The 1017-nt window shown below is 47.9% G+C and carries 1 tRNA gene and 1 rRNA gene; both read left to right on the forward strand.

Annotated elements, in window-relative coordinates:
• The first annotated feature begins 24 nt into the window (after nucleotides 1–24).
• Nucleotides 25–100, forward strand: a tRNA-Ala gene (locus BM041_RS29675).
• Between the two features lie 365 nt (nucleotides 101–465).
• Nucleotides 466–1017 (forward strand): 23S ribosomal RNA (locus BM041_RS29680); the annotation flags it as partial.

Consider the following 1017-nt stretch of genomic DNA (forward strand, 5'->3'; position numbering starts at 1 on the left):
AAAGCGATTGTGTCAGAATCGTTTGGGGGATTAGCTCAGCTGGGAGAGCACCTGCTTTGCAAGCAGGGGGTCGTCGGTTCGATCCCGTCATCCTCCACCAAGACTTGTTGTGCAACACCAAAGCGGCTTCGCGAGAGGCTGTTTTGTTGTTGGATTCCCTTTGGGGATTCAATCGGCTGTTCTTTAACAATTCATAGAGTCGAAATCAGCGTTGTCAGGGGAAACTGCACATTCGTAAAGGTTTAGTGCAGACCGTGCCCTTGGCAACAATTTTGATTGCGTCAAAACGAACGAAAAAACTTTGTTTTATAACTTTGTTTGGAAGTTCAAGTAATGACGAATCGTTCTCAAGATAGAGATATCTGAAGAATCATTCACATTACGGCATAACGCGTCAGGTGAAAGACCTGACAAGACAGTCCTTGAAAATGGCTTTGTATCTTTTAGGAGATGTCAAAGTTATAGGGTCAAGTGACTAAGAGCATGTGGTGGATGCCTTGGCGATGATAGGCGAAGAAAGACGTGATAGCCTGCGAAAAGCCTGGGGGAGCTGGCAAATAAGCTTTGATCCCGGGATCTCTGAATGGGGAAACCCACCCGCGAGGGTATCCGTATCTGAATACATAGGATACGGAGGCGAACCGAGTGAACTGAAACATCTAAGTAGCTCGAGGAAAAGACATCAACCGAGATTGCGAAAGTAGTGGCGAGCGAAATCGCAGGAGCCTGGCAAAGATAGCATTCTTCTTAGCAAAACAGTCTGGAAAGGCTGGCCATAGCAGGTGATAGCCCTGTATGCGAAAAGAGGAGTGTGGTACTAAGTTGCGAACAAGTAGGGCGGGACACGTGAAATCCTGTCTGAACATGGGGGGACCATCCTCCAAGGCTAAATACTCATCATCGACCGATAGTGAACCAGTACCGTGAGGGAAAGGCGAAAAGAACCCCGGGAGGGGAGTGAAATAGATCCTGAAACCGCATGCTTACAAAAAGTAGGAGCCCTTTGGGGTGACTGCG

The sequence above is a fragment of the Falsiroseomonas stagni DSM 19981 genome (assembly GCF_900114315.1).
GTDB classification, from domain to species: Bacteria; Pseudomonadota; Alphaproteobacteria; order Acetobacterales; family Acetobacteraceae; genus Falsiroseomonas; species Falsiroseomonas stagni.